The 22,503-nt window shown below is 61.5% G+C and carries 21 protein-coding genes; 14 read left to right on the top strand and 7 right to left on the bottom strand.

The window, feature by feature from the left end:
- Positions 1 to 219: 219 nt before the first annotated feature.
- Together AC1RT4_RS18485 and aptA are read right to left on the bottom strand one after the other, a co-directional pair.
- A complete protein-coding gene (locus AC1RT4_RS18485; RefSeq protein ID WP_207984944.1) occupies positions 220 to 1,713 on the bottom strand; it encodes a CoA-acylating methylmalonate-semialdehyde dehydrogenase in 1,494 nt (497 codons plus the stop codon).
- 77 nt (positions 1,714 to 1,790) lie between these two features.
- A complete protein-coding gene (gene aptA, locus AC1RT4_RS18480) occupies positions 1,791 to 3,140 on the bottom strand; it encodes an omega-aminotransferase AptA (RefSeq protein WP_493086823.1) in 1,350 nt (449 codons plus the stop codon).
- A 139-nt stretch (positions 3,141 to 3,279) separates the two neighbouring features.
- Between aptA and AC1RT4_RS18475 the strand changes: the two genes are divergently transcribed.
- From AC1RT4_RS18475 to AC1RT4_RS18450, 6 genes are all read left to right on the top strand, one after another.
- On the top strand, positions 3,280 to 4,200 hold the full coding sequence (locus AC1RT4_RS18475) for a LysR family transcriptional regulator (protein ID WP_492620196.1): 921 nt from the start codon (positions 3,280 to 3,282) through the stop codon (positions 4,198 to 4,200).
- Between the two features lie 95 nt (positions 4,201 to 4,295).
- On the top strand, positions 4,296 to 4,946 hold the full coding sequence (locus AC1RT4_RS18470; protein WP_011332324.1) for a TetR/AcrR family transcriptional regulator: 651 nt from the start codon (positions 4,296 to 4,298) through the stop codon (positions 4,944 to 4,946).
- 8 nt (positions 4,947 to 4,954) lie between these two features.
- Positions 4,955 to 5,536 (top strand): IMPACT family protein, encoded by a 582-nt coding sequence (locus tag AC1RT4_RS18465; protein ID WP_493086820.1) that lies wholly within the window; start codon positions 4,955 to 4,957, stop codon positions 5,534 to 5,536.
- 536 nt (positions 5,537 to 6,072) lie between these two features.
- Positions 6,073 to 7,623: an ABC transporter ATP-binding protein gene (locus tag AC1RT4_RS18460; protein ID WP_493086818.1), complete on the top strand. Its 1,551-nt coding sequence runs from the start codon at positions 6,073 to 6,075 to the stop codon at positions 7,621 to 7,623.
- 12 nt (positions 7,624 to 7,635) lie between these two features.
- On the top strand, positions 7,636 to 8,742 hold the full coding sequence (locus AC1RT4_RS18455) for an ABC transporter permease (protein ID WP_493086816.1): 1,107 nt from the start codon (positions 7,636 to 7,638) through the stop codon (positions 8,740 to 8,742).
- Positions 8,742 to 9,668: an ABC transporter permease gene (locus tag AC1RT4_RS18450; protein WP_115076438.1), complete on the top strand. Its 927-nt coding sequence runs from the start codon at positions 8,742 to 8,744 to the stop codon at positions 9,666 to 9,668. Before AC1RT4_RS18455 ends, AC1RT4_RS18450 begins: the two co-directional genes overlap by 1 nt.
- Here AC1RT4_RS18450 and AC1RT4_RS18445 read toward each other — a convergent pair.
- Positions 9,665 to 10,081, bottom strand: a complete 417-nt coding sequence (locus AC1RT4_RS18445; RefSeq protein WP_493086813.1) for a hypothetical protein — start codon at positions 10,079 to 10,081, stop codon at positions 9,665 to 9,667. The two genes, AC1RT4_RS18450 and AC1RT4_RS18445, sit on opposite strands and share 4 nt — an antisense overlap.
- An 83-nt stretch (positions 10,082 to 10,164) precedes the next feature.
- On the opposite strand from AC1RT4_RS18445, the gene AC1RT4_RS18440 reads away from it, so the two are divergent.
- The 3 genes from AC1RT4_RS18440 to AC1RT4_RS18430 all read left to right on the top strand — a co-directional run bounded on the left by AC1RT4_RS18440 (position 10,165) and on the right by AC1RT4_RS18430 (position 12,780).
- Positions 10,165 to 10,515: a MerR family DNA-binding transcriptional regulator gene (locus AC1RT4_RS18440; RefSeq protein WP_492620191.1), complete on the top strand. Its 351-nt coding sequence runs from the start codon at positions 10,165 to 10,167 to the stop codon at positions 10,513 to 10,515.
- 36 nt (positions 10,516 to 10,551) lie between these two features.
- Positions 10,552 to 11,238: an SDR family oxidoreductase gene (locus tag AC1RT4_RS18435; protein ID WP_493086845.1), complete on the top strand. Its 687-nt coding sequence runs from the start codon at positions 10,552 to 10,554 to the stop codon at positions 11,236 to 11,238.
- A 183-nt stretch (positions 11,239 to 11,421) separates the two neighbouring features.
- Positions 11,422 to 12,780: an 8-oxoguanine deaminase gene (locus tag AC1RT4_RS18430; RefSeq protein ID WP_493086811.1), complete on the top strand. Its 1,359-nt coding sequence runs from the start codon at positions 11,422 to 11,424 to the stop codon at positions 12,778 to 12,780.
- Between the two features lie 123 nt (positions 12,781 to 12,903).
- Here AC1RT4_RS18430 and AC1RT4_RS18425 read toward each other — a convergent pair whose 3' ends face one another.
- Positions 12,904 to 13,995 (bottom strand): calcium:cation antiporter, encoded by a 1,092-nt coding sequence (locus AC1RT4_RS18425; RefSeq protein WP_493086809.1) that lies wholly within the window; start codon positions 13,993 to 13,995, stop codon positions 12,904 to 12,906.
- A 287-nt stretch (positions 13,996 to 14,282) separates the two neighbouring features.
- On the opposite strand from AC1RT4_RS18425, the gene AC1RT4_RS18420 reads away from it, so the two are divergent.
- The 3 genes from AC1RT4_RS18420 to AC1RT4_RS18410 all read left to right on the top strand — a co-directional run bounded on the left by AC1RT4_RS18420 (position 14,283) and on the right by AC1RT4_RS18410 (position 17,413).
- A complete protein-coding gene (locus AC1RT4_RS18420; RefSeq protein WP_262161739.1) occupies positions 14,283 to 15,356 on the top strand; it encodes a BMP family ABC transporter substrate-binding protein in 1,074 nt (357 codons plus the stop codon).
- Between the two features lie 57 nt (positions 15,357 to 15,413).
- Positions 15,414 to 16,379, top strand: coding sequence for a 2-oxoglutarate and iron-dependent oxygenase domain-containing protein (locus tag AC1RT4_RS18415; protein ID WP_493086806.1), 966 nt, complete (start codon positions 15,414 to 15,416; stop codon positions 16,377 to 16,379).
- A gap of 80 nt (positions 16,380 to 16,459) precedes the next feature.
- The gene (locus AC1RT4_RS18410; protein WP_007958502.1) at positions 16,460 to 17,413 is read left to right on the top strand and encodes an adenosine deaminase; all 954 of its coding nucleotides are present in this window, start codon (positions 16,460 to 16,462) and stop codon (positions 17,411 to 17,413) included.
- A gap of 49 nt (positions 17,414 to 17,462) precedes the next feature.
- Here AC1RT4_RS18410 and AC1RT4_RS18405 read toward each other — a convergent pair whose 3' ends face one another.
- The 3 genes from AC1RT4_RS18405 to vimR all read right to left on the bottom strand — a co-directional run bounded on the left by AC1RT4_RS18405 (position 17,463) and on the right by vimR (position 20,938).
- A complete protein-coding gene (locus tag AC1RT4_RS18405) occupies positions 17,463 to 18,842 on the bottom strand; it encodes an MFS transporter (protein ID WP_493086803.1) in 1,380 nt (459 codons plus the stop codon).
- A gap of 126 nt (positions 18,843 to 18,968) precedes the next feature.
- Complete coding sequence (locus tag AC1RT4_RS18400; RefSeq protein ID WP_007958496.1) at positions 18,969 to 19,703, bottom strand: ArsR/SmtB family transcription factor; 735 nt, start codon at positions 19,701 to 19,703, stop codon at positions 18,969 to 18,971.
- 305 nt (positions 19,704 to 20,008) lie between these two features.
- A complete protein-coding gene (gene vimR / locus AC1RT4_RS18395; RefSeq protein ID WP_007958495.1) occupies positions 20,009 to 20,938 on the bottom strand; it encodes a transcription regulator VimR in 930 nt (309 codons plus the stop codon).
- A 117-nt stretch (positions 20,939 to 21,055) separates the two neighbouring features.
- Between vimR and AC1RT4_RS18390 the strand changes: the two genes are divergently transcribed.
- The gene (locus AC1RT4_RS18390) at positions 21,056 to 21,349 is read left to right on the top strand and encodes a putative quinol monooxygenase (RefSeq protein ID WP_011332308.1); all 294 of its coding nucleotides are present in this window, start codon (positions 21,056 to 21,058) and stop codon (positions 21,347 to 21,349) included.
- Between the two features lie 31 nt (positions 21,350 to 21,380).
- Positions 21,381 to 22,394, top strand: coding sequence for a zinc-binding alcohol dehydrogenase family protein (locus AC1RT4_RS18385; RefSeq protein WP_493086800.1), 1,014 nt, complete (start codon positions 21,381 to 21,383; stop codon positions 22,392 to 22,394).
- Positions 22,395 to 22,503: the final 109 nt, after the last annotated feature.

Here is a 22,503-nt window from a genome sequence, read left to right as displayed (position 1 = left end):
AGGCTTCGATGAACTGAAGCTACCCGCCTTCGAAACCTACTTAACTCATTGAATCCCAAGGAGTTTTCCGTTTCGACCGCGCCGGAAGTGGGGCGAATTATAGAGACTCAGAATCTGCCGTCAACCCTTATTTTCATAAATCTGTCATATCGGTCAAAAATGCCCTGAAACGCGAAGGCCGACCTTAAAAGGTCGGCCTTCTTTGCACTGCCCTACTACTTACAAGCTAGGGAAAGCGAATTGCGAAGCTTCATGGCTCGCGCGTTGCGGCCAGCGCTGGGTGATCGCCTTGCGACGAGTATAGAAGCGCACACCATCCGGACCATAGGCATGCAGGTCGCCGAACAGCGAACGCTTCCAGCCACCGAAGCTGTGGTAAGCCACCGGCACCGGCAATGGAACGTTGACGCCGACCATGCCGACTTCGATCTCATCGCAGAACAGACGCGCCGCTTCACCGTCACGGGTGAAGATGCAGGTGCCGTTGCCGTATTCGTGATCGTTGATCAGTTGCATCGCCTCTTCCAGGCTGTTCACCCGGACGACGCACAGCACCGGCCCGAAGATCTCTTCTTTATAGATGCGCATCTCAGGCGTGACGTTGTCGAACAGGCAACCACCCAGGAAGAAGCCTTCTTCATGACCGGCAACGCTCAGACCACGACCGTCGACCACCAGGGTCGCGCCCGCCGCCACGCCGTCTTCGACATAACCGCTGACCTTGTCGCGCGCCTGACCGGTAACCAGCGGCCCCATGTCCAGACCGCAAGAAGTGCCGGCACCGATTTTCAGCGCCTTGATCTGAGGAACCAGTTTGGCCACCAGTGCGTCCGCCACCTGATCGCCCACACACACGGCCACCGAAATCGCCATGCAGCGTTCGCCACAGGAACCGTAAGCCGCGCCCATCAGTGCGCTGACCGCGTTGTCCAGATCCGCATCCGGCATCAGCACCGCGTGGTTCTTCGCGCCGCCCAGTGCCTGAACGCGTTTGCCGCGCTTGGTACCTTCGGCATAGATGTATTCGGCAATCGGCGTCGAACCCACGAAGCTCAGCGCTTTGACTTCCGGTGCTTCGATCAGCGCGTCCACCGCAGTCTTGTCACCGTGCACGACGCTCAGCACGCCTTTCGGCAGACCGGCTTCCAGCAGCAGTTGCGCGATCAGCAGGGTCGAGCTCGGATCACGCTCGGACGGCTTGAGGATGAAGCAGTTGCCGCAGACGATCGCCAGCGGATACATCCACAGCGGCACCATCGCCGGGAAGTTGAACGGCGTAATGCCGGCCACCACGCCCAGCGGCTGAAAGTCCGACCACGCATCGATGTTCGGGCCGACATTGCGGCTGTACTCACCCTTGAGGATTTCCGGTGCTGCGCAGGCGAACTCCACGTTCTCGATACCGCGCTTCAGTTCACCGGCAGCGTCTTCCAGGGTCTTGCCGTGTTCTTCGCTGATCAATTGCGAGATGCGCGCTTCGTTCTGCTCCAGCAGTTGCTTGAAACGGAACATCACCTGGGCACGTTTGGCCGGTGGCGTATTGCGCCACGCCGGGAACGCAGCCTTGGCGGCATCGATGGCGTGCTGGATGGTTTCGCGGCTGGCCAGCGGCAGCTTGTGGATAGCCTGACCGGTGGACGGGTTGAACACATCGACCGCGCGACCGTTCTCGGTCACCAGTTCGCCATTGATCAAATGCGGGATAACGCTCATCGGGGAACTCCTGAATTCTTGTGCGCAGACGCCCGCAAAGGGCGCCCGCTATTGGCGTGTCTATATAGAAGGAAAAATCAGTCGAGCTTGTTCAGCACTTCGCCGACCGCGTCGAACAGACGATCAAGGTCTTGCGGCTTGCTGTTGAAGGTTGGGCCGAACTGCAGGGTGTCGCCGCCGAAGCGCACGTAGAACCCGGCTTTCCACAACGCCATACCGGCTTCGAACGGACGCACGATGGCATCGCCGTCACGGCCCGCAATCTGGATCGCACCGGCCAGACCGTAGTTACGAATGTCGATGACGTTCTTCGCGCCTTTAAGACCATGCAGGGCATTTTCGAAATGCGGTGCGACTTCGGCCACGCTCTGCACCAGGTTTTCCTTTTGCAGCAGGTCGAGTGCCGCCAGGCCAGCGGCGCAAGCCACCGGGTGCGCCGAGTAGGTGTAGCCGTGCGGGAATTCCACGGCGTATTCCGGGGTCGGCTGGTTCATGAAGGTCTGGTAGATCTCGGAGCTGGCAATCACCGCGCCCATCGGGATCGCGCCGTTGGTGACTTGCTTGGCGATGCACATCAGGTCCGGGGTCACGCCGAAGGTGGTGGCGCCGAACATGGTGCCGGTACGGCCGAAGCCGGTGATCACTTCGTCGAACACCAACAGGATGTTGTGCTGATCGCAGATTTCACGCAGACGCTTCAGGTAACCCTGCGGCGGAACCAGCACGCCAGCGGAGCCGGCCATCGGCTCAACGAACACCGCAGCGATGTTCGAAGCATCGTGCAGCTCGATCAGCTTCAGCAGCTCATCAGCCAGTGCGATACCGCCCTGCTCCGGCATGCCACGGGAGAAAGCATTGCTCGCCAGCAGAGTGTGCGGCAGGTGATCGACATCCATCATCGCCTGACCGAACAGCTTGCGGTTGCCGTTGACGCCACCGAGGCTGGTGCCGGCGATGTTCACGCCGTGGTAACCACGGGCGCGGCCGATCATTTTGGTCTTGGTCGACTGGCCTTTCAGGCGCCAGTAGGCACGGACCATTTTCACCGCGGTATCGGCGCACTCGGAACCGGAGTCAGTGAAGAACACGTGATTCAGGTTGCCCGGCGTCAGGTCGGTGATTTTCTCCGCCAGCTGGAACGACAGCGGGTGGCCGTACTGGAAGCCCGGCGAGTAATCGAGGGTGCCCAACTGCTTGGCCACCGCTTCCTGGATTTCCTTGCGGGTATGCCCGGCACCGCAGGTCCACAGACCGGACAGCGAGTCGTACACCTTGCGGCCCTTGTCGTCGATCAGCCAGCTGCCTTCGGCACCAACGATCAGGCGCGGGTCGCGCTGGAAGTTGCGGTTGGCGGTGTACGGCATCCAGTGCGCGTCCAGCTTCAGTTGGCTGGCCAGTGGCGACGACGCGTTTTCAGGCATGTTCATCGGGCAAAACCTCGCAGGGCAATAAGCTTCAGTGAGATAGAAAGCGTTGTTGCAGCTAAATTGCCACGCGGATAAAGTCGGTGAAATTCAACTCTTCTAACCTTCAGTTAGAACTCTGCTAAACAATGAGAACAACAGCATGAGCAGCCGCCGCCCCGATCCACTGGCCCAGGTCAGTGACTTTGACATTCGCCTGCTGCGGATTTTTCGCAGCGTGGTGGAGTGCGGCGGCTTCTCGGCGGCGGAAACCGTGCTCGGCATCGGTCGCTCGGCGATCAGCCAACAGATGAGCGATCTGGAACAACGCCTCGGTCTGCGTCTGTGCCAACGCGGGCGCGCCGGTTTCTCGCTGACCGAAGAGGGCCGCGAGGTCTATCAATCGGCGTTGCAGCTTCTAAGTGCGCTGGAAAGTTTCCGCACCGAGGTCAACGGCCTGCACCAGCACTTGCGCGGCGAATTGATCATCGGATTGACCGATAACCTCGTCACCCTGCCCCACATGCGCATCACCCACGCGCTCGCGCAATTGAAGGAACGCGGGCCGGACGTGCAGATCCAGATCCGCATGATCGCCCCCAATGAAGTCGAACAGGGCGTGCTCGACGGTCGCCTGCATGTCGGCGTAGTGCCGCAGGCCAGCGCGTTGTCGGGGCTGGAATATCAGCCGCTGTACAGCGAACGTTCGTTGCTTTATTGCGCGGTCGGCCATCCACTGTTTTACGTCGACGATAAACAGCTGGATGACCAACGCCTGAACAGTCAGGACGCCATCGCCCCGACCTTCCGTTTGCCGGCAGAGATTCAGGCGCACTATCAAGCCCTCAATTGCACCGCCAGCGCTTCCGACCGTGAGGGCATGGCGTTCCTGATTCTGACCGGGCGTTACATCGGCTATTTGCCGGATCACTACGCCAGTCTCTGGGTTCAACAAGGTCGCTTGCGCGCACTCAAGGCCAGCACCCGTTTCTATGATTTGAGCCTGGCCTCGGTCACCCGCAAGGGCCGCCGCCCTCATCTGGTACTGGAAAGCTTTCTCGAAAGCCTCGCCGCCACCCGCTGACGGCCGGGGTTTTATTCGCCCGGGGCTTGTCCCGCGCCGGTGGTTGCGCTATCAACGCAACTGGTTGCACCCCACAGACAAACCCGGAAGTGCCTATGACCTTTGAAGTCCCCGCTCACGGCGGCAAACCTGCCAGCCGCATTCGTCAGAAGAACGAAGAGACCATCATCAAAGCCGCCGAAGACGAGTTCGCCCGTCACGGGTACAAAGGCACGAGCATGAACACCATCGCCACCAAGGCCGGGCTGCCCAAGGCGAACCTGCATTACTACTTCACCAACAAGCTCGGGTTGTACGTGGCGGTGCTGAGCAACATCCTTCAATTGTGGGACAGCACTTTCAACACCCTGACAGCCGAAGACGATCCGGCCGAAGCGCTGACCCGCTATATCCGCGCGAAAATGGAATTCTCCCGTCGCCAGCCGCAAGCTTCGCGGATCTTTGCGATGGAAGTGATCAGCGGCGGCGAATGCCTGACCGAATATTTCAACCAGGATTACCGTGCCTGGTTCCAGGGCCGCGCCGGCGTGTTCCAGGCCTGGATCGACGCGGGCAAGATGGACCCGGTCGACCCGGTGCACCTGATCTTCCTGTTGTGGGGCAGCACTCAGCATTACGCCGACTTCGCCACCCAGATCTGCCGCGTGACCGGTCGCAGCAAGTTGACCAAACAGGACATGGAAGACGCCGGCAACAATCTGATCCGCATCATCCTCAAAGGCTGCGGCCTCACTTCTTCTATATAAGTCGTTTTATGCCATTCACCCTCAGCGGCTTTTGCGAATTCCGCGAAGAGATTCGCAAAAGCCGTTTCATCACCTTCGCCGCGCCGATCGCCAGCCCCGCGGAGGCGCAAGCCTTCATCGAGCAGCACAGCGACTTGAACGCTTCGCACAATTGCTGGGCGTGGAAGCTCGGCGATCAATACCGCAGCAACGACGACGGCGAACCCGGTGGCACTGCCGGGCGACCGATTCTTGCAGCCATCGAAGCGCAGGACTGCGATCAGGTCGCGGTGCTGGTGATCCGCTGGTACGGCGGCATTCAACTGGGCACCGGCGGTCTGGCCCGGGCCTATGGCGGCGGCGCCAACAAATGCCTGCAGGCCGCGCCTAAGATCGAATTGATCAGTCGCGTGCCCGTGCGTTGCGCCTGCGCATTCAGTGAACTGGCGCTGGTGAAGCTGCGGGTCGCGGATCTGGGCGGATTGGTGATCGAAGAAAACTTCACCGCCAATGGTGTCGAGCTGCAACTGGCCGTGGGCGAAACGCACATCGAGCTGTTGCAGAATCAGTTGGCCGATCTGAGCCGTGGGCGAATCCTGCTGCAGCGTTGAAGCCCCGCCATGTTTTGGGGCACCAGCCCGTTTGCTTATGCCCGAGACTTGCCCACATCCGCTGTGCACCCGGCTGTGGATAACCTGAGCACAGGATGCTGTAACCCTTCTGTCACGTGGCTTTGCGGGATTTGTTCACTTTTCGTCCAATCGACTGACGCAACGAACAATTTCACGTAAAAACAATCGCTTAGCGTTGTTTATCGCCTTTAGAAGAAAGCCCGGCAGTGCTTATGCCCGGGATTTTGTCTTGCGCACAAATACTGTGGAGCAACCTGTGGATAAGCCGTTCATGGCTGGCGCAGTCGCAGGTTCTGCATGGCTTCGGCGGGGTTGCTCGTTTTTTGATCAGCCAGGTGCGGGCAAAACTGGAGCCTGATCAAAGGCTTTGCCCTCAAGTGGTGCCGCGCAAGACGTCGAATTCATTTCACAGGCTCTACGCCACAGGCTGGCAAACAGCGGCCGTCTGCGTTCCTGACTCAATGGCCAGGAAATTGCTTTATCCACAGGCACAACTCCAAGCTACCGAGCCTGTCATGCCAAACCCCACGTCCCCACCGCGCCTGCAACTGCGCCACATCAGCAAACGTTATCCCGGTTGCCTCGCCAATGACGCCATCGACCTGAGCATTGCCCCCGGTGAAATCCACGCGCTGCTCGGTGAAAACGGCGCAGGTAAAAGCACCTTGATGAAGATCATCTACGGCGTCACCCAGGCCGATTCGGGCGAGATGCTGTGGCAGGGTCAACCGGTGAGCATGCGCAACCCGGCCCAGGCGCGGCAGTTGGGCATCGGCATGGTGTTCCAGCATTTCTCGCTGTTCGAGACCTTGAGCGTGGCGCAAAACATTGCACTGGCGATGGGCGCAGGAGCCGGCTCGCCGAAACAGCTTGAGGCGAAAATCCGTGAAGTGTCGCGCCGATATGGCATGGCGCTGGAACCCCAGCGACTTGTCCACAGCCTGTCGATCGGCGAGCGGCAACGAGTCGAGATTGTCCGGTGCCTGATGCAGGACATTCGCCTGCTGATTCTCGATGAGCCGACCTCGGTGCTCACGCCGCAGGAAGCCGACGAGTTGTTCATCACCCTGCGTCGGCTCGCGGCCGAGGGCTGCAGCATTCTGTTCATCAGCCACAAACTTGGTGAGGTGCGCGCCTTGTGTCACAGCGCCACGGTGTTGCGTGGAGGTCGGGTGGCCGGGCATTGCGTGCCTGCCGACTGCACCGACCGGCAACTGGCGCAATTGATGGTGGGAGAAGCCGCGACATTGATCGGCGAGTTCACGAAGGTCACCGGTGGCGCGGCGTTCTTGCAGGTCAGCGGATTGAACTGGCACAACCCGGACCCGTTCGGCTGCTCCCTGAGCAATATCGATCTGCAGGTACGCAGCGGTGAAATCGTCGGCATCGCCGGCGTGGCGGGCAACGGTCAGGACGAGTTACTGGCATTGCTCAGCGGCGAACAAACGTTGCCCCGCGAATCAGCGGCAACCATCCGTTTCCGAGAACACGCCGTCGCCGATCAGCGTCCGGATGCGCGACGCAAACTCGGCCTGGCGTTCGTCCCCGCCGAACGCCTCGGGCATGGTGCGGTGCCGGACATGAGCCTGGTGGACAACACCCTGCTCACCGCCTTTCAACAAGGCCTGGTCAGCCACGGCTTGATCGAGCGCGGCAAGGTCGAAGCCCTTGCCCAAACGATCATCCAGCGCTTCGGCGTGAAAACCCCGGACACCCAAACCGCCGCCCGCAGCCTGTCCGGCGGCAACCTGCAGAAATTCATCCTCGGCCGGGAAATCCTCCAGCAACCGAAACTGCTGATCGCCGCGCACCCGACCTGGGGCGTGGATGTCGGCGCGGCGGCCACCATTCACCGTGCGCTGATTGCCCTGCGCGATGCCGGGGCGGCGATTCTGGTGATCTCCGAAGACCTCGACGAACTGTTCCAGATCAGCGACCGCCTCGGCGCGCTGTGCAGCGGGCGCCTGTCGGCGTTGCAGGACACCGCGCAAACCCGACTCAGCGACGTCGGCGGCTGGATGGCCGGCCAGTTCGACACCCCTCAATCACAACCGGCCACGGTTTAACGGAGTTTCCCCATGTTGCTTTCTCTCGAACCCCGTGGCCGGCAGTCGCGCCTGATGCTGTGGTGCTCGCCGGTGCTGGCGGCGGCGCTGACGCTGGTCTGCGGATCGTTGCTGTTCGTCGCCCTTGGCCATGATCCACTGAAGACTTTGCATACTTTGCTGATCGCCCCGGTCAGCGATCTGTACGGAGTTTCCGAACTGCTGGTCAAAACCCTGCCGATCCTGTTGTGTGCGTTGGGCCTCGCCGTGGCTTACCAAGCGCGGATCTGGAACATCGGCGCCGAAGGCCAGTTGCTGCTCGGCGCCCTGGCCGGCAGTGCGCTGGCGGTGAACATCATCGATATGCAAAGTCGCTGGGCGCTGGTGCTGGTCCTGCTCACCGGCACCCTCGCCGGCGCCGCGTGGGCCGGGCTCACTGCCTGGTTGCGCACACGCTTCAACGCCAACGAAATCCTCACCAGCATCATGCTCAATTACATCGCGCTGAACCTGTTGCTGTTCTGCGTACACGGGCCGCTGAAAGATCCGGCCGGGTTCAACTTTCCCGAGTCGGCGATGTTCAGCGATGCCAGCCGCCTGCCGCTGTTGATGGAGGACGGACGGGCGCATATCGGCGTGTATTTCGCCTTGCTCGCGCTGGTCGCGGTGTGGGTGTTGTTGCAGAAAAGCTTCGTCGGTTTCCAGATCAAGGTGTTGGGGCTGGACAAGCGTGCGGCTGGGTTTGTCGGGTTTCGCGAGAAGCGTCTGATCTGGCTCGCACTGCTGATCAGTGGGGGGTTGGCGGGACTTGCCGGTGTCTGCGAAGTCACCGGGCCGATCGGGCAACTGGTGCCACAAGTCTCGCCGGGCTACGGCTATGCGGCGATCACCGTGGCGTTTCTCGGGCGGCTCAACCCCATCGGGATTCTGTTTTCCAGCCTGTTGATGGCGCTGCTGTACATCGGTGGCGAGAGCGCGCAGATGACGCTGAATCTGCCGCAGGCGATCACCCAATTGTTCCAGGGAATGATGCTGTTTTTCCTGCTGGCCTGTGACGTGCTGATCCTCTATCGGCCACGCCTGAACCTGCGCTGGGTGCGACGCACGTCTACCACCGCCGTAACCGCCGGAGCGCTGTGATGGATATCGATCTGCTGAGCAATATTTTCTACGCCATGGTGCGCTGCGGTACGCCATTGCTGCTGGTGGCGCTGGGTGAATTGATCTGCGAGAAGAGCGGCGTACTCAACCTCGGTCAGGAAGGGATGATGCTGTTTGGCGCGGTGATCGGTTTCATCGTCGCGTTCAACAGCGGCAACCTGTGGCTGGGCGTGGTGTTGGCGATGCTCGCCGGGATGCTGTTGTCGTCGCTGTTTGCCTTGGTGGCGCTGGTGTTCAACGCCAATCAGGTGGCAACCGGTCTGGCGCTGACGATTTTTGGTGTGGGCCTGTCGACCTTTGTCGGCGCGGCGTGGGTTGGCAAACCGCTGGCGGGGTTCGAGCCGATGGCGATTCCATACCTGAGCGAAATCCCACTGATTGGGCGGATGCTGTTTGCCCAGGATCTGCTGGTGTACCTGTCGTTCGCGCTGTTTGCGCTGGTGGCGTGGGTGATCGTGAAAAGCCGTGTCGGGCTGATCATTCAAGCCGTGGGCGAGAATCCTGATGCGGCCAGTGCCATGGGCTTGCCGGTGCTGACCGTGCGCACCCTGGCGGTATTGTTTGGCGGCGCAATGGCCGGTTTGGCCGGGGCTTATCTTTCGCTGGCGTACACGCCGATGTGGGCCGAGAACATGACCGCCGGACGTGGCTGGATCGCGCTGGCGCTGGTGGTGTTCGCCAGTTGGCGGGTGTGGCGGTTGTTGCTCGGCGCGTATCTGTTCGGACTCGCCAGCATCCTGCACCTGGTGGCGCAGGGGTTGGGGCTGGCGATTCCTTCGAGTTTGCTGGCGATGCTGCCGTACGTCGCGACCATTCTGGTGCTGGTGTTGTTGTCCCGGGATGCGGTGCGTACGCGGTTGTACGCGCCGGTTTCACTCGGGCAGCCGTGGCAGGCCGGACACTAAGCCGTGACGGCTCGCGACAGCGGCCGAACCGGCAACACCTGAGCAATGCCCCACACCAGTTCGAAAACCAGGAAACCCACCAGCAACGAACTGGCGCCGTGGGCCAGGGCATATGCCTGCCACGCGGCGAACAGAAACCGCGCCACCGCGTCATAGCGCCCATAAACCGGCTGCGGATCACGAATCCGCAGCACGGCCCAAACACAAACCACCGAACCCAACAGATTCGCCATCAACATGTGCACAGGTTCGAACGCCGGCAGTTCGCCGGGCAGGTTCAGCGCCTGACTCAGCGCCGTCAAAACTCCATGCAATGCGGTAAAACTCCACGGCGTGGCAAACGCCGCCGTCACGATCAAGTCATACCAGGCGCTGCCGCGCACCAATCGCCGATACTGCGTTGAATTCCACATCGTCCTTGCTCCGAAAATTCAGGGAGCAACCACGGTAAAGCCTGGAGTATGCTCCAGGGTCAAACACTTTCGAGATCTCCGGGATGCGCATTGGTGAGTTGGCCCAGGCCTGCGATGTCAGCCGCGACACGCTGCGTTTCTACGAGGAGCGCGGATTGATCGCGGCGCAACGCAGCGCCAACGGTTATCGCGACTATCCACCGGAGATGGCGCAACTGGTGCTCTACATCAAGACTGCGCAGCGTCTGGGTTTTACCCTCGGCGAGATCGGCAGCAGCGTAGGCGCGTTGTGGCAATCGCCCAACCCCGACTCAGCCGTCACGCAACTGCTGCAAGACAAACTCAAACTGATCGAAACCCGCATGGCCGAACTCGGCGAGCTGCGTCACGAATTGCAGCAACGCCTCGGTCAACGCTGTCCATTGAACCCGTGATCTTTCAACTTTCAAGGAAAGCCCATCATGTCCGCACTGAATCCTGCCAAGCACGCACTGATCATCGGCGCCTCCCGGGGCCTGGGCCTGGGACTGGTGAAAACCCTGCTGGCCGACGGCTGGCAAGTCACCGCCACGGTGCGCAACCCTGCGAATGCCGAGGCGCTGAAAGCACTGGGCAACGTGCAAGTCGAAAAGCTCGACATGGATGACCAGCAAGCGGTGATCGCCCTGAGCCAGCAGCTCAAAGGCGAGACCTTCGACCTGCTGTTCGTCAACGCCGGGGTCAAGGGCCCTGACGTGCAAACCCCGGGCGGCGCGACGCTGGCGGAAGTCGGCCAGCTGTTCTTCACCAACGCCGTGGCGCCGATCAACCTGGCCCAGCGCTTCGTCGGGCAGATCCGCGACGGCAGCGGCGTGCTGGCGTTCATGAGCTCGGTACTCGGCAGCGTGACCATGCCCGACGCGCCGGAACTGGCGCTGTACAAGGCCAGCAAAGCGGCGCTGAACTCGATGACCAACAGCTTCGTCACGCAACTGGGCGATCAGAAACTCACCGTGCTGTCGCTGCATCCGGGCTGGGTGAAAACCGACATGGGCGGCGAAGGCGCCGACATCGACGTGGAGACCAGCACCCGTGGCCTGGTCGATCAGGTGGACGCGTTTGCCGGCAAGGGCGGCCACCACTTCGTGAACTACAAGGGTGAAACCATTCCCTGGTAATCACTGGACCCTGTGGGGGCTTGCTCCCACAGGGTTATCCCGGTGTCTGGTCGGGTTGGGCTTGCCCGTCGCAACATTTTGTTCGAAACTCCGCACCTCGTCCTTCGCGGCGACCCTGGATCAGCAGACAGGGCAACACTGAGCTGGCAACCCTGAACCCAACTTTCAGAGGAGCCGGCCACAATGCCTGCGACCCGTATCTGGTTAAAAAATCCCCTCGCCATTTTCACGGCCAACGGTCTCGATGCCCGTGGCGGTCTGGTGCTGCAAGACGGTGTGATCACCGAAGTGCTCGGCGCCGGCCAGCAACCTTCCGCCCCATGCAATGAAGTGTTCGACGCCCGTGAACACGTGATCCTGCCGGGCCTGATCAACACCCACCACCACTTCTATCAGACCCTGACCCGCGCTTGGGCGCCGGTGGTCAATCAGCCGTTGTTCCCGTGGCTGAAAACCCTGTACCCGGTCTGGGCGCGCCTGACCCCGGAAAAACTCGCCCTCGCCACCAAAGTCGCGCTGGCCGAGTTGCTGTTGTCGGGTTGCACCACCGCCGCCGACCACCATTACCTGTTCCCGGATGGCCTGGAAAACGCCATCGACGTGCAAGTCGAAACCGTGCGCGAACTGGGCATGCGCGCGATGCTCACCCGTGGTTCGATGAGCCTCGGCGAGAAGGACGGCGGCCTGCCTCCGCAACAGACCGTGCAGGAAGGCCAGGTGATTCTCGACGACAGTCAGCGGCTGATTCACGAGTACCACGAACGTGGTGACGGCGCGCAAATCCAGATCGCTCTGGCGCCGTGCTCGCCGTTCTCGGTGACCCCGGAAATCATGTCCGCCAGCGCCGAACTGGCGAACAAACTCGATGTGCGTCTGCACACCCACCTTGCCGAAACCCTCGACGAAGAAGACTTCTGCCTGCAACGCTTCGGCCTGCGCACCGTGGATTATCTGGACAGCGTCGGCTGGCTCGGCCCGCGCACCTGGCTGGCCCACGGCATCCATTTCAACCCCGACGAAATCGCCCGCCTCGGCGCCGCCGGTACCGGTATCTGCCATTGCCCGAGCTCAAACATGCGCCTGGCGTCCGGCATCTGCCCAAGCATCGAACTGACCGATGCCGGCGCGTTGTTCGGCATCGGTGTGGATGGTTCGGCGTCCAACGATGCGTCGAACATGATCCTTGAAGCACGTCAGGCCCTGTACATCCAGCGCCTGCGTTATGGCGCCGAAAAGATCACCCCGGAACGCGTGCTGGGCTGGGCGACCAAGGGCTCGGCGAGCCTGTTGGGCCGCACCGATATCGGGGAACTGGCGGTGGGCAAGCAGGCGGATCTGGCGTTGTTCAAGCTCGATGAGCTGCGCTTCTCCGGCAGCCATGACCCGATCTCGGCGCTGCTGTTGTGCGGCGCGGACCGCGCGGATCGCGTGATGGTCGGCGGCAAGTGGCGTGTGATTGACGGGCAGGTTGAAGGGCTGGATCTCAAAGGCCTGATTGCCGATCACAGCCAGGCGGCTCGGCAGTTGATTGCCGGTACCTGATCTCCCCCCCTTTGATTGTTCCCACGTCGAGGTACTGATCGTTCCCACGCTCCGCGTGGGAATGCATACCGGGACGCTCTGCGTCCTTTGCGGCATTCCCACGCAGAACGTGGGAACGATCAATCACAACCCCAGCAGCGACAACATGATGAACGTCGCAAACAGCACAAAGTGAGTCATGCCCTCAATGGCATTGGTCTCCCCGTCATTGAGGTTGATCGCGCTGACGATCAGCGTGATGAAGATCATCACCGTCTGCACCGGCGTCATCGCCATCTGAAACGGCTGCCCGGTATAGAGCGCCATCGCTTCCATCACCGGCACCGTCAGAATCACCGTCGATAACGAAGCGCCCATCGCAATGTTGACCACCGACTGCATACGGTTGGCCAACGCCGCGCGCAACGCGGTCAGAATCTCCGGCGCCGCCGAAATCGCCGCCACCAGAATCGCCGTAATCACCGGCGGAGCACCCGTCCCTTCCAGGCCCAGATCGAGGGTCTTGGACATCACCTCGGCCAGTGCGCCGATCACCACCACTCCGAACACCAGAATGCCGATCGACAGCGCCAGGCTGACCGGTTTCGGCTCCTGTTCCACGGGCTCTCTCTTGCGGCGTTTGTCCGGGTAGCTGTAGCTGAAAAAGTAGCTGTGCGGGCCGACCTGCATGCGCAGGAACAACGCATAAAGCACCACCATCGCGCCGATGGTGAACGCCGAATAGATTTTCCAGTTGGCCTCGGGAATGAACTCCGGCACCACCATCGACACGCCCATGGCGGTGAGGATCATCACGCTGTAACTGCGAGCCGAGTCGTCGTTGTACGACTGCTCGCCATGCTTGATCCCGCCCATCAGCGCGGCGAGGCCGAGGATGCCGTTGATGTCGAGCATCACCGCCGAATAGATCGTATCGCGCACCAATGTCGGCGAGGCTTCGTTGCTCATCATGATCGCCAGGATCACCACTTCCACCAGCACGGCGGCGAGGGTCAGGATCATCGTGCCGTACGGGTCGCCGACTTTTTCCGCAAGCAATTCGGCCTGATGGGCGACACGCATCGAGGCGGCGACGATGAACGCGATCAGCACCAGCCCGGCCGTCAGCGCGACGAGCTGGCCACTGTGCAGCAACCAGTGCTCCAGCGGATACGCGACAAAAGCCGCGATCAGGGCCAGCAGCAGAAAGCTTTCTTGCTTGAGGATCGTGAGCATGGCGAGCCTTTTGGCGCAGGGGTTCGAATGAGCTACTGACTGCGGGGCGGCGCTAATGGTTCGTTACACCTTAGCGCACCAGTGGATGGCGTCCGTGTACGAGCATGCACTTTTTTCGGCCCGGCCGGCCTCATCGCGAGCAAGCTCGCTCCCACAGGGATCGCGGTATTTTTGTGGGAGCGCGCCTGCTCGCGAAGGCCTCGCCGCGATTTCGACTCGATTTGTTGTCCGCTTGGTCAGCCTTTTGCATTGCCCTCCCCACACACAACAAAAGGGAGTTCGCGTTCATGCAAAAACGTCCACTGCAAACACTGCTGTGCATCGCCATGGGCCTTGGCCTCAGCCTGAGCGCCAGTGCCGCCGATCCACTGAAAGTCGGTTTCGTCTACATCGGCCCCATCGGCGACCACGGCTGGACGTATCAGCATGAACAGGGGCGCAAGGCGCTGGCGGAAAAACTCGGTTCGCAGATCACCACCAACTACGTGGAGAACGTCGCCGAAGGCGCCGATGCCGAGCGGGTGATCCGCAACATGGCCAAGGACAATTACGACCTGATCTTCACCACCTCGTTCGGCTACATGAACCCGACGGTGAAGGTCGCCAAACAGTTTCCCAAGGTGACCTTCGAACACGCCACCGGCTACAAGCAGGACAAGAACCTCGGCACCTATCTCGCGCGCACCTACGAGGGTCGTTACGTCGGCGGTTTCCTCGCGGCGAAGATGACCAAGACCAAAAAGATCGGCTACGTCGCCTCGTTCCCGATCCCCGAAGTAATCCGCGACATCAACGCCATCCAGTTGGCCCTGAACAAGTACAACCCCGGCACCGAGATCAAAGTGGTGTGGGTCAACTCGTGGTTCGACCCGGGCAAGGAAGCCGACGCCGCCAACGCGCTGATCGACCAGGGCGTGGACGTGGTGTTCCAGCACACCGACAGCCCGGCGCCAATCCAGGCCGCCGAACGACGTGGCGTCTATGCCGTGGGCTACGCTTCCGACATGGCGCACTTCGGCCCGAAAGCGGTGCTGACTTCGATCGTCAACGACTGGGCACCGCACTATATTCAGGCGACCCAGAGCGTGATCGATCACAACTGGAAATCCCAGGACTACTGGGGCGGGCTGAAGGAAGGCACGGTCGAACTGCCGATCAGCGATCTGGTGCCAGCGCCGGTGAAGGCCGAAGCCGAGCAGATCATCGCTGACATCAAGAGCGGCGCCCTGCAACCGTTCACCGGGCCGATCAAGGATCAGGCCGGCGTCGAGAAAATCCCGGCGGGGGTGAGCGCCACCAACGCCGAACTGGCGTCGATGAATTACTACGTCGAAGGCATGAAGGCCGAGATGCCGAAGTAATCCACCTGACCCTGACCGCTCCGCCTGGATGGGAGCGGTCGCTGAAGAGCATTCGAAATGAACCAACTTCCGATCATCGACATCTCGCCGCTCTACTCCGACGACCAGAACGCCTGGCCCGCTGTCGCCGAACAGATCGACCACGCCTGCCGCGAATGGGGCTTTTTCTACATCAAGGGCCACCCGATTTCTGCGCAGCGCATCGAATCCCTGCTCGATCACGCCCGGCACTTCTTCGCGCTGCCGACAGCGGAAAAACTCAAGATCGACATCACCCGGACCGTCCATCACCGCGGCTACGGCGCCATCGCCACCGAACAGCTCGACCCGGACAAACCCAGCGACCTCAAGGAAACCTTCGACATGGGCCTGCACCTGCCGGCCGATCATCCCGAGGTGCTGGCAGCAAAACCCTTGCGTGGCCCCAACCGTCACCCGGCCATTCCCGGCTGGGAAGCGCTTATGGAGCAGCACTACCTCGACATGCAGGCACTCGCGCAAACCCTGCTGCGGGCAATGACTCTGGCGCTGGGCATCGAGCGCGACTTCTTCGATACACGCTTCAACGAACCGGTCAGCGTGCTGCGGATGATCCACTACCCGCCGCGCCACACCGCCAGTTCCGCCGAGCAGCAAGGTGCCGGCGCGCACACCGATTACGGCTGCATCACTTTGTTGTATCAGGACACCGCCGGCGGCTTGCAGGTGAAAAACGTCAAAGGCCAGTGGATCGACGCACCGCCCATCGACGGCACCTTCGTGGTCAACCTCGGCGACATGATGGCGCGCTGGAGCAACGACCGTTATCGCTCGACTCCGCACCGGGTCATCAGCCCGCTCGGCGTGGATCGCTATTCGATGCCGTTCTTCGCCGAGCCGCACCCGGACACGCGCATCGAGTGCCTGCCCGGTTGCCAGGACGCACAGCATCCGGCGAAATATCCGGCCACCACCTGCGCCGAATTCCTGCTTTCGCGCTTCGCCGATACCTACGCCTATCGCCGTGAGCAAGAAGCGGTGTGATGGATCGGTTGGTCAGGTTTTGCCAATTGTTTCGGCGGGCATCTGTAGAATGCCGTCATTGCACCTGATGAGAAAAGAATATGTACGACTGGCTCAACGCCCTGCCCAAGGCCGAACTGCACCTGCACCTCGAAGGCTCGCTGGAGCCCGAGCTGCTGTTCGCCCTGGCCGAACGCAACAAGATCGCCCTGCCGTGGAGCGACGTCGAAACCCTGCGCAAGGCATACGCCTTCAACAATCTGCAGGAATTCCTCGACCTGTATTACCAGGGCGCCGACGTGCTGCGCACCTCCCAGGATTTCTACGACCTGACCTGGGCCTACCTGCTGCGCTGCAAAGAACAGAACGTGATTCACACCGAACCGTTCTTCGATCCGCAGACCCACACCGACCGTGGCATCCCGTTCGAAGTGGTGCTCAACGGCATCGCCGCCGCGCTGAAGGATGGCGAGCAGCAACTGGGCATCACCAGCGGTTTGATCCTGAGTTTCCTGCGCCACCTGAGCGAAGACGAAGCGCAGAAAACCCTCGACCAGGCGCTGCCGTTCCGTGATGCATTCGTCGCGGTGGGCCTGGACAGTTCCGAGATGGGTCACCCGCCGAGCAAGTTCCAGCGCGTGTTCGATCGTGCCCGTCACGAAGGTTTCCTGACCGTTGCCCACGCCGGCGAAGAAGGCCCACCGGAATACATCTGGGAAGCCATCGACCTGCTGAAAATCCAGCGTATCGACCACGGCGTACGCGCCATCGAAGACGAGCGCCTGATGCAGCGGATCATCGACGAGCAGATCCCGCTGACCGTGTGCCCACTGTCGAACACCAAACTCTGCGTGTTCGATCACATGTCGCAGCACAACATCCTCGACATGCTTGAGCGCGGCGTGAAGGTCACGGTGAACTCCGATGACCCGGCGTACTTCGGTGGTTACGTGACCGAGAACTTCCACGCGCTGCACACTCACCTGGGCATGACCCAGGATCAGGCCAAGCGCCTGGCCCAGAACAGCCTGGATGCGCGGTTGGTAAAACCGTAACAGCACAAAGCCGTTCGAACACGCCCATGTTCGAACGGCTTTTCAGTTCTCAGCGCGCAACCACTTCGGTCAGCTCTTCCAGCGTCTTGCCCCGGGTCTCCATCCCGAACAGCCACACCACTCCCGCCGCAATCGCAAAGCACAGCGCCCCCAACGCAAACACCCCGCCCTGCCCGGTTATCGGGAACACCAGCCCGGTGACCAACGGACCGAGCAGCGAACCCACGCGCCCGATGGCCGAGGCGAACCCCGAGCCCGTCGCCCGCGCCGAGGTCGGGTACAACTCCGGCGTGTAGGTGTAGAGCACCGCCCACATGCCAAACAGGAAAAACTGCATCAACAGACCCGTGCCGATCAGCAGCGCCACGTTGCCGCCAAACACCGCGCTTTGTCCGTACAGAAACGCCATCACCCCGCCGCCGAGCAACGTGACGATACACACCGGCTTGCGTCCCCAACGCTCCACCAGCCAGGCCGCCATCAGGAAGCCGGGAATCCCGCCGAGGGAAATCAGCACCGTGTAATACACCGACTGAGTCACAGCGAAACCCGACTGTTGCAACAGTGCACTGAGCCATGAGGTCAGGCCGTAGAAGCCGAGCAATGCGAAGAACCAAAGGCTCCAGATCATCGTCGTGCGCTGGCGATACAGCGGTGACCAGATCTGTTTGAGCGCCGAAAGGAAATGACCCGGTGGAGTCACGCTTCGTGGCAAACGAACCGGCTCCGGCAAGGCAGCACCGCCGAGTGAGGCCTGTACCCGCGCCTCGATCCCGCGCAAAACCTTGTCCGCCGCGTCATGTTTGCCGGCCTGTTCCAGCCAGCGCGGCGACTCGGGAATGAAAAAGCGAATCGCCAGTACGAACACCGCCGGCACCGCCAACACCAGAAAGATGTCGCGCCAGCCAATCAACGGCAGCAGGAAATACGACAGCACCCCGGCAGCCACGAAACCCAGCGGCCAGAAACCGTCCATCAAGGCGATGTATCGACCCCGACGCTGTGCAGGAATCAACTCCGACAACATCGACTGGGCAATCGGAAACTCCATGCCCATGCCGATTCCCAGCAGGATGCGAAACAGCGTCAGGCTTTCGACCGTCTGCGCCGTGGAACACAGGCAACTGGCCAGCCCCCACAAGACAATGCTCCACTGGAACACCGGTTTGCGACCGAACCGATCCGCCAGCAATCCGGACAGCGACGCCCCCAGCACCATGCCGAAAAAACTCGAACTGGCCAGCAGGCCAGCCTGCGCACTGCTCAGGCCAAACTCGGCTTTGATCGAGCCGAGCAGGAAGGTCATCATCGCCAGATCCATGGAGTCGAAGAAAAACGCCAGGGCGATGATGATGAAGATGATCCGGTGATAACCGCTGACTGGCAGGCGCTCCAGTCGATCTGCCGCGCTGAAGTTTCCCGTGTCCATGCCACCTCCTCAATCCGAAAAGTCCCCGGATCGAGTGTGCGCGATAGCGGTTGCGCGCCTGTGCCAGATGCGACGTGTTCGCAACCGTTGACGACGTTCAATAGCAAACCAGCGGAAGAAAGCGCTCTACAACGCCATTTCCAGCTCGGTTTCACAGGCAAACCGGTGAATTTCCCGCTGGCCCGCCGCCGTCAGTTGCAGGGCGCGGGAATCGTTGGGCAGCACCAGCCAGCCCGACTGCATGAACAGCTGCAGCAACGCCGCCCCCAACGATCCGCCCATGTGCGGGCGACGCTCGCTCCAGTCCGGGCAGGCGCAGGCCACCTGGGCGTTGCGGTGGGCCAGCGCCTGGATGTACACCCCGCGTCCGGCCAGTTGTGTCGAGCCTTTGTGCGTGACCACCACTCTATGCTCAAGCTGCTCGATCCAGCCGGCGTCGAGCAGGCGCTGGTACAGGTCGGCGGCCAGCGTTCCCCCCAGATGATCGTCGCAAAACCGCGCGCGCAGCAGTGACGAAGGCGCGGCCTGGGGTCTGACGACCGGCGAGGCACGCTTGAACACGTCGGGGATTTCTCGCGGAGCGCTGGCCAATGTGGCGCTGGCCAGCGCTTCAATGGCTGCGCCGATTTCGGGAGCCGCCAGGCGGAAGAAGCGTTTGCGACCGCGCGCCTCGACCTTCAACAGACCGCCAGCGGACAAGCGCCCCAGATGCGCACTGGCCGATGACGGCGATAGCCCCGCCAGCAACGCCAGCTCCTCGGTCTGCCGCGCCGAGCCATCCATGAGCGCCCACATCATTGCGCTGCGTTTGGGATCGGCCAGCAACGTGGCGATCTGGCTGATGCAAGGTGCATGTTCCATCTATTCACTCCCTGTTGAATCGTATCGTCTACAGCTCATAGACATCTTGACCAGTAATCAGTCGTCGGCCAAGGCGCGCAAAATACCTTGAGCCGAAGCGAGGCAGCGCGCCGCAGCAAGGAAACCGCAGCACTGTCGCGACCCTCGTCCCTACCCGGCCGGTTGCGGTCTGATCGTCCTCGCATCGGCCTTTTGGTGCGGGCATCAGGCGGCCGCTAGTATAAGCGGGTTGCTCGCGGCGTCCTGCGCCGGAGCGGCCGTGGTTGGTGATTGTTCCTGAGAGAAATTTCGCTATTTACCTGCGACTAATGGTCAGACTTCTGGAAAACGGGAAAACGGCTACTCAATTCGGCGCAACGGCTGGCGAGCATCTCCCTTAGAAGGTTCACCGGCTTACTCAATTGTGCGCGATGGGCGCACAGCAAATTCAGCGGAGCGCGCTCGCAGAGTAGCTCCGGCAACAGCACTTTCAGCCGTCCCGCCAGCACATCACCGGCCACATCAAGCCAGGACTTGTAAGCGATGCCGGCTCCCGCCACCGCCCAAAGACGCACTACATCGGCGTCGTCACTGAAGCGGTCGCCACTGACGGTCAGGCCGACCTCGCGCTTGCCGTCGTGGAAACTCCAATGGTCGTGCACCCGGCCGCCGAGCATGTACAGCAGGCAGTTGTGCTGAGCGAGCTGTTCCAGATGCAGCGGCTCGCCGTGCCGGGCCAGGTAGGCGGGCGATGCGCACAACACCCGTCGGTTGTGCGGGGCAATCGGCAACGCCACCAGACTGGAATCCTCCGGCTCGCCATAGCGCAAGGCGATGTCCACCGGCTGGCGAAACAGGTCGGCGATGCGGTCCCCAAGCAGCAATCGCACCGTCAGTTTCGGATGTTCGCGCTGAAAATCATCGAGCCAGGGCAGCAGCAGGTTGCGCCCGAAGTCCGAAGGCGCCGACAGCTGCAGAATCCCGCTGACCTGATCCTGCCCGCTGGCCAGCAGACGCCGCCCCTCATCAAGGTTGCTCAGCGCAGCCCGGGCGTACTCGAGAAACCCTTCACCTTCGGCCGTCAGCCGCAGGCTGCGGGTGGAGCGCGCCAACAAACGTGCGCCCAGTTGCTGCTCGATCCGCTTGAGCGCGGCACTGGCCACGGCGGCAGACATATCCATCACCCGCGCCGCCGCCGACAGGCTGCCCAGATCCGCCGCCCGGACGAACAACTGCAAGTCATCGAAACGCAGCATCTTCAGCCCCGATTATCAAAAAAATATTGAAAGAGACTGCTCTTTTAGCCGGTTTTATCTCCGGCAGAAATAGCCAATCATGCCATCCATCGAATTCATCCCGTCCCGGAGTCGAACATGTCCCAGCCTTTCACCGCCATCGCCACCCTGATTGCCCGACCTGGCCAGCAGGACGCTCTCGAACAGCACCTGCGTGCCCTGATCGAACCGACCCGCGCCGAAGCGGGTTGCGGTCAGTACGAACTGCACCAGGATCTGGCCAACCCGCTGGCCTTCTACATGATCGAGCAGTGGGCCAGCGACGAAGCCCTGCAAGCCCACGATGCCAGCGCCCATATCCAGCATTTCCGCAGCCAGGCCGAGGCGTTCCTCGAACACTTCGAACTCAAGCGCCTGCGCGTCATCGCCTGAAGCCTTCCTTTATTCACTTTCGGAGTTCTCCATGAAAGCCATCGCCTATTACGCCTCGCTCCCGATCAGCGACGAAAAATCCCTGCAAGACATCGAACTGCCGGAACCGGTAGCCGGCCCGCGCGACCTGCTGGTGGAAGTCAAAGCGATTTCGGTCAACCCGGTCGACACCAAGGTTCGCCAGAACGTCGCGCCGGAAGGCGGCGCCGCCAAGGTGCTGGGCTGGGACGTGGCCGGTGTGGTCAAGTCGGTCGGCAGTGAAGTGACCTTGTTCAAGGCCGGCGACAAGGTGTTCTACGCCGGCTCCATCGCCCGGGCCGGTGGTAACAGCGAACTGCACGTGGTGGATGAGCGGATCGTCGGCCATATGCCGAAAACCCTCGGTTTCGCCGAAGCCGCTGCCCTGCCGCTGACCGCCATTACCGCTTGGGAGCTGTTGTTCGAACGCCTGCAGATTCGCGAAGGCAACACCGATGAAGGCCAGAGCCTGCTGATCGTCGGCGCGGCCGGCGGTGTCGGTTCGATCCTCACCCAACTGGCCAGCCAGTTGACCGGCCTCAAGGTCATCGGCACCGCCTCCCGCCCGGAGACCCGCGACTGGGTGACCGAGCTGGGCGCTGATCTGGTGATCGATCACAGCCAGCCGTTGAGCGAAGAACTGAAACGCGCCGGTGTCACCCACGTGACCCACGTCGCCAGCCTGACCCAGACCGACCAGCATCTGGACCAACTGGTCGAAGCCCTTGCGCCGCAAGGCAAACTGGCGCTGATCGACGATCCGAAGGCGCTGGACGTGACCAAACTCAAGCGCAAGAGCCTGTCGCTGCACTGGGAGTTCATGTACACCCGCTCGCTGTTCGAAACGTCGGACATGATCGAGCAGCACAAACTGCTCAACCGGGTGGCCGGGCTGATCGACAGCGGGACCTTGAAAACCACGGTCGGCGAGCACTTCGGCACGATCAACGCGAGCAACCTGCGCCGCGCCCATGAACTGCTGGAAAGCGGCAAGGCCAAGGGGAAAATTGTTTTAGAAGGTTTCTAAAAATCGGAAGACCGCAGCCTTCTCCAGCCTCCGATGTGGCTGGCTCGGGGGCTGCGGTGTTTTTTTGCCGTCAGTCAGATGCTTGACCCTTGTCACAATTGCGATCGTA

The sequence above is a fragment of the Pseudomonas sp. GW821-FHT11D10 genome (genome assembly GCF_058808435.1).
Note: the sequence above shows the minus strand (reverse complement) of the source record. Positions and strands in the feature narration are given on the sequence as shown.